The sequence below is a fragment of the Methanoregula sp. PtaB.Bin085 genome, from assembly GCF_002067035.1.
Taxonomy (GTDB): Archaea; Halobacteriota; Methanomicrobia; order Methanomicrobiales; family Methanospirillaceae; genus Methanoregula.
Window position 1 is genome coordinate 1 of the sequence record NZ_MVQB01000036.1, and the last position, 10,182, is coordinate 10,182.

Sequence of the window (10,182 nt, forward strand, 5' to 3'; positions counted from 1 at the left end):
CTGCTCTTAAAGGTCCTTGTCATGATACTCGATATCGGTGTCCGCCTCGATCCTGAGTTCAATATTGAGAAGGAGCTGTCCCCATATCTCGTGAGAATCGCACAGAAAAATACATTCTCCGTCACCAGCGCAAAAAAGGTCACCGTCTCACTGCTGGAGACCACTGATGCCAGTCTCGATATGCCCCGCCATCTCAACCTGATGCTGAGGCGGTTCTCCACGGGCACGTTCCGCCTGGAACTTGTCGATAAGGATCTCCGGGAATTCCAGACTTCGCTCGACTCAGCGAGCGACAAGTTCATGCTTGGCCTGGTGGTCGGATCGCTTGTTGTCGGGTCTTCGCTGGTGCTCACGGCCACTTCAGTGACACTGCCCTCGGAGGTCTCGTGGCTGGCGATTGTCGGATATAGTGCTGCGGCCCTAGTGGCGCTCTATGTAGTATATCATGTCATTTACCTGAGGTTCCGGCAGGAGCGGTGAATTGTAACGAATTTCCGGGTATTTTCTATTCAACCTCGCGCTGATTGTAGTATGAGTGAATATCTTCTTCACGATATTTTAAATTGAAACAAACGGGAGAAATTTCCTGGACTCCATTCAGTATCAGGGATCCCGCAGCTCCATAACAGTCGCACGGGCCGGGCAGACCGTGACACAAAGCCCGCAGCCCAGACATAAACCGGAATTGTATAGCATCTGGCTGTCATCAAATGTCCGGGCATCAAAAATACATCTCTCAACACATTTGCCACAATTGATGCATAAGTCCTTGTCAGTCATTGCGACATATTCAGAGCGAACCACCAAATCCTGGCGATTGTATATCTTCATGAGCTGAAGGTCATGGCAGCAGCAGGGACAACAGTTGCAGAGTGCATAAATTTCATGATCCGGCCGGTAAAGGGTGAGATGTATAAGACCATGTTCATCCGCTTTACGTAATATATCCGCAGCCTCTGGTAAGGACACTGAACGTGCCTGGCCTTTTCCTATCGCATGCTCACCCGTCTTGTTGAGTAAAAAACAGACATCGAGGGGTTTGTTGCATCGGGAAAAATGTACTCGGCAGCCACATTTCTGCACTGCTATGGATTGTGCATTTTGTAAAATATTCAGAACCTGTTCAGAGGGTAATACCCATTGCCGAGCAGATAAGGATTCACGGATGGGGATAATTTTTGAAGAAAATGAAATCTGTCCACGATCCAGCCATGTATCATATTTTACCAGTCTTTCTTTGAGGAAATCATCCATGATCTTCGTTGTTGTGTCTCTGTCTCACTTATTGATAAAAATTATTCCCAGGTTCAACAAGACAGGAATATCTCACCCCCCTCTCATCCACCGCATCCGTCCACTTTTTGATACCCCCTCCCCGTAATCATCCCAACAATCTGCTGAGCTGTCACCGGGTCCACGACACGGACCAGTACCAGCCCAGCCATCGAGAGGAGCAAGGTCCAGAAGATTTTCTTGACCTGCTCGTTCTTCCCGAATTCCTCAATCGCAGCATCCGCATCTGCCTTCTTCGCCTGTTGAATCAACTTCGGCAGGAACACAAACAACGGCAGGAACAGGACTGCAGCACCGATGAACGCAAGGGTGATTTCCGTCAAGCCCACAGATCCAGAGTTGGCTGACCCTCCATATGACAGGAGCGTTGAGGCCGCCGGTTATACAGGGTGTATGGGCAGGTAGTGATAGATACGTATTGGGGTCTCCTTGCTCACGAACCGGAGAACATAAATGTCACGAATCATCAGTCCTGGGTTTTCAGGACGGATCCCCCGGGTCCTTAGCCCTGGGTCGAGGGCTTTATTCAAACGCAGGAACCAATAAGGAAGAGAGGAGGTATTCCATAAAAATACGGTATATCCCGATCTATCGTTAGACAATAACTGCGAAAAAAACCGCACCCAACATCACGTTTAACAAGCCCGCAGGCAAACGTTCAGCCATGGAGGCAAAAACAATCGCCCTATGGTCTCTCACATCACTGGTCGTCCTCAGCATGGCTTTTGCGGGATGTACCGCGATACCGTCACAACCGAATGCCGGCAATCCCACGCCGGACAGCGGAAACAGCGTTGTTGCAGCAAACAACCGGTTCGCATCTGACCTGTATTCACGGCTGGCAAAGGATCCGAAGTATACGGGAGACAATATCTTCTTCTCGCCGTTCTCCATCTCCTCCGCCTTAGCGATAACGTACGAAGGAGCCCGGGGAAGTACCGCAGATGAAATCCGGTCTGTTTTCCACTACCCGGAGAATACTTCCTTAATCAGGCAGGGATATTCCACTACTATTGCGGACATAAACAGCCAGAATGCCAGCTATACCCTGCTCAACGCAAATGCTCTCTGGGCAGAAAAAACGTATCCGTTTCTTCCCCGGTATATCAAAACGGCCCAAACCTATTACTCCGCAAACACTACGAATCTCGATTTCATCAATTACCCGGACGCTTCGCGGACCATTATCAACCGGTGGGTGGAAGAAAAGACCCGTAATACCATAAAGGACCTGGTACCCGCCGGGTCCATTACCCCGATGACCCGGCTGGTGATAACGGATGCAGTTTACTTCAAAGGTACGTGGGTCAGGCAGTTCGACAAAAACAAAACCCGGAACGCTGATTTCAGGCTCTCTTCCGGGAAAAGCATCCCTGTCCCGATGATGGAGAGAACTGATGAAGATGCCGTATACCCGTATGCAGAGACCGGGACTGTCCAGTTTCTCAAAATCCCGTATGAACACGGGAATGGAAATGAACTGTCCATGCTTATCCTGCTCCCCAAAAACGATGACCTTGCAGCGGCAGAGAAATATCTTGATCAAGATAATCTTTCGGAATTGCAGAACTCCTCTGCATCCCGGCGCGTGATGGTCTACTTACCGAAATTTACACTTGAAACAAAATACTCCCTGCGCCAAACGCTCGCGGAGATGGGAATGCCCACAGCATTCGGTGACGCCGATTTCTCCGGCATGGATGGAACGAGATATCTCTATATCCAGGAAATCATTCACCAGACTTACGTGGATGTGAATGAAGAAGGCACCGAGGCTGCCGCAGCGACAACTGTTGTAATGTGGGGGAAGGGTGCTGCCCCGGCAGAAGATCCCATTCCGGTGTTCAGAGCAGATCACCCCTTCATTTTCCTCATCCAGGACACCGCAAGCGGGAATATTCTCTTCATAGGCCGGGTAGAAAACCCAACCGGGTAATATTTTCCCCTGTCGTTATGAGACTGATTTTCAGTTCAGTTTTTCCTGTCTCTTTTGCCGGATACGGGATAAGCCCGGTACATTTCGACACGGATTTTCACAGATATCGCTGGCCTTCCCCGTTCCCTGCCCGCCGCAGTTCATCGATAACTTTCGCCGCAACAGGGGTCAACCTGTAGCGGACGTTCCTTCCCTCCCTTGCTGAGGTGATGAGCCGGGCTTCACAGAGCCGGCGCATATGCCACGACACCGTGGAACCGGTAGTTTCCAGCCTCTCTGCAATATCCTGCCGCGATGCATCGGGTAACGAGGACAGGAATGTACAAATCGAGAGGTTGGCGCGGTTCCGCAACCGGGCAATCGCATCCATCTCCGTATCAGAAAATTTTCCTGCATTCTGGAAATAACAGATACTGTTATTTATTGAAAAGGTAACGACAAGCCTCTCACGGCAGAGGACTCCCAGATGATAGTGCAATGTCCCACGGTTTACCGGAAGACTCTGCATAATCCCGGCGAACCCGGACCCCGGGTTCGTTACGATATGATGATAAATCCGCATCCGGCAATCGTTTTCAAACACTTCAGTTTTCCGGATTCTCCGGAAATTTAGGACCACGAATCCCGCACACGATATAAGGATCTCCACCGGTACAAGGCAGAATGGCAGGAATATCGCAGTAAATACCAGGAGTATCGCTGCCGGCGGAACTTGCCATACGTCAACCGGGACCGGGAGTTTTGCTTCACCGGTCGGGGGATTGTCTGACCAGGACTGGACTGAATGGGGATGAGCATATGCTGAAGCAGGAACGATGAGGAGGACCAGGCAGGCGGCCACCAGGAAAAAAACCCGCACATATCCTGAGGTGATCCTTTGTGAGAATTCCACGAACACTACCTGAAAAGATGAACGGGCCGATATTTTATATAAGTTCTGTGAGAACACTCAACCTCTCCATGATCTCCGTTTATCCGGTGAGATCTCTCACAGAAATCACTTATATGCACGCTTCCTACGCTCACTCGTAACAGGATGAAAAAGGATGTGTGAAAAGATGAAAATACCTACTACGGCAAGAGCACTCCTCCTGCTCCTTGCAGGAATAGTGTTGCTCTGTATCAGCCCGGTATCTGCAACATCCCAGATTGTCATCGATCCAGTACCCGGGAACCTGATGACCGGATCAATCATTGAGCTCTCCGGATCTACGACTCTCCCCGTGGGGACGAATCTGCAGTATGAATTTTCACGCGAGGCGGCAGATACCGGGAAGGTTAAGTATGGCGAATATTCCGGCGCGGGGGGGATAATCCCGGTCGAAAAGGGAGCTGCCGGCCAGATCTGGAAGGTCCCGATCATTACTGAAGGCTACGCGCCAGCGGAATATACCTTCCGGATCGGAAAAGAGGGAAGCGATGACCGTGTTTCCGTGCAGGTCCGGCTTATCCCGGGGAATGGAACGCCTGTACCAACGCCAAAGGCAACGCAGGGGACCAGGTGTGCGGAGTTTAAATCACCGGTATATATCTCACCCGGCGGGACTTTAGCGGTCAGAACCTTGCCGGACCTCAACACCCGGTGTAATATTCTCGCGAAGGGGGCCCCCCTGAGGATAACCGTTGCAACGTCACCCGGTAACCGTGTCGGCATCTGGATCACCAATGGTTTTCCTGTAAACCGGTTTACCCGGTACCAGATGATCTCAGCAGACGGAGTGGGGAAGGCTGAATTTGATCTCCCGAATACTACCGAATGGAGATCCGGCCAGTATTTCATCTATGTGGTGGATGGGGGAAAAACTTTAGAAGTTCTTCCTGATGAAAAAGAGCCGTCCGCATACATCCCGGCTGATGAACTGGAAACGAAACTGAAGGTCTATGAAAAGCAGAATCCCTACCAGAAATTCATGATCCTTCTTGAAGAACCCGTGATACAGATGAATGAAATTCCCGATGCAGTTTCCGGAACGCCCGTAGAGATCTCAGGGACAACGAACCTGAATGCCGGAACGCTTATCGATACCGGGATTTATCCTCCGGATATCGATCGTATGAACCAACCGGCGTCCACGGTTCCCGCCATCCCCGTTGCAGACGGGACAACCGGATATGGCTCATGGCATGCCGTAATCAACACTTCAGACCTTCCTCCCGGTGAATACATTGTGAAGGTACGGACCGGTTCCACTGAAGCGGTCAGGATAATGGTCCTCTATGACCGTCTCTACGATCCCGGCATTTCTCCTTCAGGAACACTTATCGCGAAGACCTATAGTGTCGATCCGGAAACAAAGACCGTCATCACCGGTACTCCTGCCCGCGAAGCAGGATTTCCGGCAAATCCCGGGATACTGGTTGTGGCATATTCGGCCGGGATTATCGTACTTGGCGTGATTATCAATAACCTCAGGAAAAAATGAGGGGAACATGAAAGCGGGAATAGTTGTTTCTCTGATCCTTCTTTCCCTCATTTTATGTACAGTTCCGTGTTCCGGGGCGGATTCGTTCGATGCCTACCTGGTAGCAAAGAGCGATTCTGAAAAGTACAATGAAATCGCCTGTGATAGCGGGAATGTGGCATGGGTCGAGTATGACGCGGGGCCGGGTTCCGGGAATTATTCCCGGGCTGTCTACCGGTATAATGTTTCGGGCGGAAGAAAGGAACTGGTGATCCGGGACACGTCATGGAAGCGAGACCTTGCATTCTCCGGGGACCGGTATGTCTGGAGCGATGGCCGGGGCATCTTCCTGTACGATGAGGTACCGGGAAAACTGACATTTTTATACTCTCCCGGAAGCCGTCAGTACTCCCCGGCCATTGACGGGAGCACGGTTCTCTGGGTGGAAACAAACGAACGGGAATATTTCCTGGTGATGTATGACGTGGTTTCCGGAACACACCGCACCGTGGTATCATCAACCGGTTCCCTGGGCTATCCGGCAATTTCCGGCAACAGGGTTGTTTACAGTGAAGCCGGACCCACCCATGATCGGATCATGCTTCTGAACGTCACCACGGGAGAAAAGACTGTGCTGTGCAACGAGCCGGGTTCACGCACAATGCCCGCAATCGACGGGGACCGTGTCGTCTGGGTCGACGGGCGCACCGGGCCATACCAGGTATTTCTCTATGATCTGAAGAGCGGGAAAGCTCAACCGGTAAGTCCTTCGGATTCTTTCCAGATGTATCCTGATATTTCCGATAACCTGCTTGTCTGGGAGGACTACCGGAATGCATCGGCAGGTTCGCAGGGTTTCCGGGGGAACGGGGATATCCGGCTCTATGATATAACCATGAATATGACCCGGATTGTGGCGGAAGGTCCGTTTTCCCTGGAGTTTCCGAGGGTATCCGGTGAGTATGTCGTCTGGTCTGATGGTCGCAACAAAGCACATGATATCTTCCTATACCATTATTCAGGCAACCGCACACACAATTTTCTGGCAACGGGGACGGGAACCGGTTATTCTGCCACGCCGACTACCATTCCTGCACCGGATACCCGGGTCCGGTATTACAGCACAATGTCGAACGGTGAAATTGAATGGTACTCACTCGAACCTTCTACGGAAGATAAGGAAATCTCATTTGAGCTTCGATGGGATGATCCCGCTTCCTCACTGTCACTGACTCTTGTGAGCCCGGGTGGCTCGACGTGGCATTTTTCTGATGCTGATGATTCCCGACCAGATCAGGCCGTCCGCATGACTATTTCCGGGGTCAGCGGAGGATATCTCGAACCGGGGAAATGGACAGTCGCGGTAGCGGGAGATTCAGCCGAACGTCCGGTACCGTACGACCTGTGCTGGTACTGACTGGACTGGGGGAAGGAGAAACAATAGTGATTCCCGGCCCAAAGCCTCAATCGAATCCATTCATCCGGATAAGAGGCCCTGGCCCGGTAAGAATAACCGATACAGCGAGATAAGATTCCATCTTCCGGCTGCACACTATTCTGCAAGGCTGCCGAGTGCTGAACGAATTACCATAAAAACACGGGGTCGCTGCTGCATGGTACCCAATCTGGTAACCGCAATCCTGCGGCCGGTAATGACGATATCTCCGGCATCAGAAACCCCGGCTCCCGATCTCGTGCTGCCCGTTCGCATCCGGGTCCCGGTTCCTGCAATCATACCGGCCAATACTACTCTCGATAAAAACGAGTGATCCCAATCTGCTGACAACCAGATGCTTCATGACTCTGGTGGAATTAGTGCCGGTAATATATTTCCAGCAGTTTCCCGGTCTGCACATCGACCCATCCGGTTGCCGGGTTTGGCCACTGTTGTGCCCGGATGGATTCGTCATCGAACTGAACCTTCCAGGCAAGCGGGATACTCCCGGGCGCCGGGACGACCTTGTCGGGGTTATGGAAATCCTTCCACCGGAGTTCTGCGGAGACGATCTCCAGGCTGGCGGGGGATGCCGGATAGATCGTTGCCGCTTCCTGCTCAACGGTTTTTATTGCGGCATCCTTTGTTATTGCAGGTTTTGACGATGTGGCTACGGCGTTCTCCCGAAGGCTCCACGACTTGCGGTATTCTATGACTTTTCCTGCAACTGAATCGACCACGATAGTAAAGCCGTCGCTGTCGCAGGGAACATTCTGGATAACCCGGTTATAGACAAAGACGTATCTCCCGGCTATCTTTTCCCCGGGCATACCGAGGGGGTCCAGCCGGGAATCGCCCAAGACGATCGGTATAACACCATTGCGTTCCTCTATTTCCCGGTCGGCTACCTGCTGTGCAGCAGCGGCGGTGATTGACGGGTTTTCTGGCCGCCCCATCCGTGTGACACCAATCGCATAGTTACTGAGCTCCCCGGTATCCGCATCAAGACTGCCATGGACAAGTTCCTTATCATCCCTGTACAGGTAGAATTCCCAGGACCGGACATACTGTGTCCCGTCAACGTACTTTATCCTGACCCGGTCAATAGTCCACGCGGGAAATGCCTGGCGGGCATGGAATTTTGCCTGTTCGATGGATATCCCCGCTTTCTCCTGCAGCGGGGAATAGAGATCGCCGGTTTCAGCATCGATGAAGACCGTTGTATTCTTTTCATAGAGGGAAGATTCTGCCGGTACCATGGCAAATTCATACAAGGTTTTTCCGGAATACCGGTCAGTGAAGTTAATGTGATCGATGGAATACCCCATGGAATACTCTTCCTGCACACGTGCTGTTGCCTCATCCCTTGTGATTGTTTTCGGAAGCGGGATGTTCGGCTGAGGGATTGTCTGAGGAGTCGATGCAATCGGGGGTACCGGTATCCCGACAGTCTGGTTCGCCGGCAGCTGAAGTACGACAGCAGTATCTTGAGATTGCAATAATGTGATAACAATACCGGTCCCAATCACGATACAGATGATGACACAAGCAATCGCGATCGGATTTTTTTTCAGTTCCATAAAAATCACACTCCCGTTCTTTTTTCCGGACCGGATATATCCGTGAGGATGTAACAGGTCAATGACTATTCTTCCTTCTTTTTTTAAAGTTTAAACGAATTCTGTGACAAAAATCTACCAATCATGGACAGACCGGATATCGGCGTTGAAGATGCCTTACCCAATTGCCGGTTTATTCCATAGGAAGATCTTCCCCCTTTTATTCCCATCTTCATCGGTAAATCCGGATTTCAATCATATCCGTGCACGCAAATCCGGCCAACAACGACGAGCATTCCGCGTGAGCGGTATGCGAGGAGCGGGTTCTGACAGCCGCTGGCGCCGGAGCAGCGCGACAAGCCAGGAGCGTCATCCTATCAACAGGAAACTCCGGAAAACAGCGAGGTGATGTGAGCGGAACAGGAATACCAGCATTTGTGCAACGGTCTTCTTTGTCCCGGTATTGGACCGGGCACAGGAGAGGGAAAAGGAGCCCGTATAGGGCTTATTTTTACCCATCCTTTCAACATCCGACCTGCCATACCCAACGACTGCCGATACAAAAAAGGTATCCGGATTTCCGGAGGTTCTTGTTCTCTTCCATTCGTCCTGTCCAACCAGTTACGCAAGCGTCAGGTTCACATTCACGGCTTTTAAGGGTGCGAAGGTAACGAGCCGCCTCAGCGGTGAGTCCGAGCCCTTGATGCGTCGCGCCCCCGAGTCACTGAGCGTTATGCATTGCTCAGTAAACAGCGACGAACACGATGCGCGCATGGTGTGAGGAGCGGGCCCATGCAGCCGCTGGCGCCGGAGCAGTGCGACAAGCCAGGGGCGTCCTCGTCCCACCAATCAACCGAAGAAAAACAGCGAGATGATGTGAAGTGAGCCGGAGCATCAGCGAGGACGAGTGAACATGACCGAGCGTCTGCGGCATGTCCCGAACAGCAGCAGGAGATCGCCGCCCGCGTCGAACTGTTCCAAGACCGGCTTACGTCGTCAAACAGTCGAAATCCCTATTTTTTGAGACCTCCGTCGGAGAAAAAGACCTTCATAATCGCGTTCCGGTGGCCTTTCCGGGCCCCGGATGGGGTAAAATAGGTGGCAAAAATTGGCACGATTTAAGGGCCTTTGATGACGGTTATACGAGGTGCAATTCAGCCTTATTTTGGCAAACAGAGTGATTATTGAGCATATTCTCCACAGGAAGAGAAAAAAACGGGTTTACAGGCTTTTCCGGTATTGGCCCGGAGATACGGACAGGAAAAGGAGCCCGTATAGGGCTTATTTTACCTCGGGAATTTGACCCCTCAATTTCGGGTCCCTCGACGAGGAAAAAAAGGAGATTATATTCCCATTCCTGTAATCATCCCAACAATCTGTTGAGCTGTCACAGGATCCGGAACTCGAAAAAATACAACAAAATGTTCAGGAAATATTGTATCAGGTGAATTGGATTACTGCACCGCCTTCCCCGTCTCAATGCCCGATCAGCAGGTACCTCTCAACAGTATCGATCCAGATCTTTTTTGCCACATTGACATCCATCTCCAGGAAGTC

Annotated in this window: 8 protein-coding genes and 1 pseudogene; 5 read left to right on the top strand and 4 right to left on the bottom strand. The window is 51.5% G+C overall.

The window, feature by feature from the left end; genetic code table 11:
- Positions 1–480: pseudogene (locus tag A4E33_RS08170) on the top strand (AarF/ABC1/UbiB kinase family protein); the annotation flags it as partial.
- Positions 481–603: 123 nt separating this feature from the next.
- On the opposite strand, the gene A4E33_RS08175 reads toward A4E33_RS08170, so the two are convergent.
- A complete protein-coding gene (locus A4E33_RS08175) occupies positions 604–1,254 on the bottom strand; it encodes a 4Fe-4S dicluster domain-containing protein (protein WP_292347208.1) in 651 nt (216 codons plus the stop codon).
- Between the two features lie 83 nt (positions 1,255–1,337).
- Positions 1,338–1,616, bottom strand: a complete 279-nt coding sequence (locus tag A4E33_RS08180) for a hypothetical protein (RefSeq protein ID WP_292347209.1) — start codon at positions 1,614–1,616, stop codon at positions 1,338–1,340.
- 341 nt (positions 1,617–1,957) lie between these two features.
- Here A4E33_RS08180 and A4E33_RS08185 point away from each other — a divergent pair, with 341 nt between their 5' ends.
- On the top strand, positions 1,958–3,229 hold the full coding sequence (locus tag A4E33_RS08185; RefSeq protein ID WP_292347210.1) for a serpin family protein: 1,272 nt from the start codon (positions 1,958–1,960) through the stop codon (positions 3,227–3,229).
- A gap of 97 nt (positions 3,230–3,326) precedes the next feature.
- On the opposite strand, the gene A4E33_RS08190 is transcribed toward A4E33_RS08185, so the two are convergent.
- Positions 3,327–3,599, bottom strand: coding sequence for a helix-turn-helix domain-containing protein (locus tag A4E33_RS08190; protein ID WP_292347211.1), 273 nt, complete (start codon positions 3,597–3,599; stop codon positions 3,327–3,329).
- 688 nt (positions 3,600–4,287) lie between these two features.
- Between A4E33_RS08190 and A4E33_RS08195 the strand changes: the two genes are divergently transcribed.
- The 3 genes from A4E33_RS08195 (at position 4,288) to A4E33_RS08205 (ending at position 7,400) form a co-directional block, all read left to right on the top strand.
- The gene (locus tag A4E33_RS08195) at positions 4,288–5,652 is read left to right on the top strand and encodes a hypothetical protein (protein WP_292347212.1); all 1,365 of its coding nucleotides are present in this window, start codon (positions 4,288–4,290) and stop codon (positions 5,650–5,652) included.
- 7 nt (positions 5,653–5,659) lie between these two features.
- Positions 5,660–7,048 carry a hypothetical protein gene (locus A4E33_RS08200; protein WP_292347213.1) on the top strand — a complete coding sequence of 463 codons (1,389 nt, stop codon included), beginning with the start codon at positions 5,660–5,662 and terminating at the stop codon, positions 7,046–7,048.
- 196 nt (positions 7,049–7,244) lie between these two features.
- Positions 7,245–7,400 carry a hypothetical protein gene (locus A4E33_RS08205; protein ID WP_292347214.1) on the top strand — a complete coding sequence of 52 codons (156 nt, stop codon included), beginning with the start codon at positions 7,245–7,247 and terminating at the stop codon, positions 7,398–7,400.
- Positions 7,401–7,443: 43 nt separating this feature from the next.
- Here the strand turns inward: A4E33_RS08205 and A4E33_RS08210 are convergent, their stop codons facing one another.
- Positions 7,444–8,646: a YcdB/YcdC domain-containing protein gene (locus A4E33_RS08210; protein ID WP_292347215.1), complete on the bottom strand. Its 1,203-nt coding sequence runs from the start codon at positions 8,644–8,646 to the stop codon at positions 7,444–7,446.
- Positions 8,647–10,182 lie beyond the last annotated feature (1,536 nt).